We start from the raw sequence: 1,168 nt of genomic DNA, 5'->3' as shown, positions 1-1,168 counted from the left end.
CTGTGCGGCGGTGGCCGCCGCCCCCTGGGCGAGGGTTCGTTCGGGGGTGGCCGCAGCACTGGAGCTGACCTGCTGCCCCTGGCCGGGAACCCACTGGCCATCGAGGAATTGACGCAGCTCGACCACGGTGTTCTGTTCCTTCATATGCCTGACTTTCTAGATGCTGCCCGCTGGAGGAGGCGGTGCTGGTGACGGTTCGTGTTTGGGACGCCGCGCCGGGGCGGCTGCTTGCCGTCCCCGACGCAATGCCGGTCCTAGCGGAAGGCCGGCACCCGGTGAGCTTGTTGCCCAGGATCAGGGTGTGCACCTCATCGGTGCCCTCGTAGGTGCGCACCGATTCCAGGTTGTTGGCGTGGCGCAGCGGCGAGTAGTCCATGGTGATGCCGTTGCCGCCCAGGATGGTGCGCGCCTCCCGGCAGATTTCAATGGCCTCGCGGCAGTTGTTCAGCTTGCCCACCGAGATCTGGTGCAGGTCCAGGGTTCCGGCGTCCTTCATCCGGCCAATGTGCAGGGCCAGCAGGAAACCCTTGTTGATTTCCAGGGCCATGTCCACCAGCTTCTGCTGGGTCATCTGGTAGCCGGCCAGCGGCTTGTCGAACTGCATGCGGGTCTGCGAGTAGGCCAGGGCATCCTCGAACGCGTCCCGGGCGGCGCCCATGGAGCCCCAGATGATGCCGTAGCGGGCCTCGTTCAGGCAGGAGAACGGCCCCTTGAGCCCGGTGACGTGCGGCAGCACCGCATCGGCAGGCAGGCGCACGTCGCTCAGCTCGATTTCGCACTGGATCGAGGCGCGCATCGATAGCTTCGGCTCGATCGGGGTGGCCGAGTACCCGGGCGTGTCGGTGGGAACCACGAAACCGCGGATCCCCTCATCGGTCTGCGCCCAGATGACGGCGACCTTGGCCACGTTGGCCAGCCCGATCCAGCGCTTGGTTCCGTTCAGCACCCAGTCCTGCCCGTCACGGCGGGCGAAGGTGGTCATGCTGGAGGGATCCGAGCCTGCGGTGGGCTCGGTCAGCCCGAAGCAGCCGATGGCCTCGCCGGCGGCCATCTGCGGCAGCCACTGCTGCTTCTGCTCCTCGGAGCCGTGCTTGTAGATGGCGCTCATGGCCAGGGAGCCTGCACGGAGACGAAGGTGCGCAGCCCCGAGTCCCCGGCCTCCAGTTCG

The 1,168-nt window shown here is 67.2% G+C and carries 1 pseudogene; it reads right to left on the bottom strand.

Annotated features, from left to right (window positions below):
- Positions 1-254: 254 nt before the first annotated feature.
- Positions 255-1,168 (bottom strand): annotated as a pseudogene (locus JCM19049_RS14840) (acyl-CoA dehydrogenase family protein); the annotation flags it as partial.

The sequence above is a fragment of the Arthrobacter sp. JCM 19049 genome, from assembly GCF_001310435.1.
This window is presented reverse-complemented; position numbering and strand designations above follow the sequence as displayed.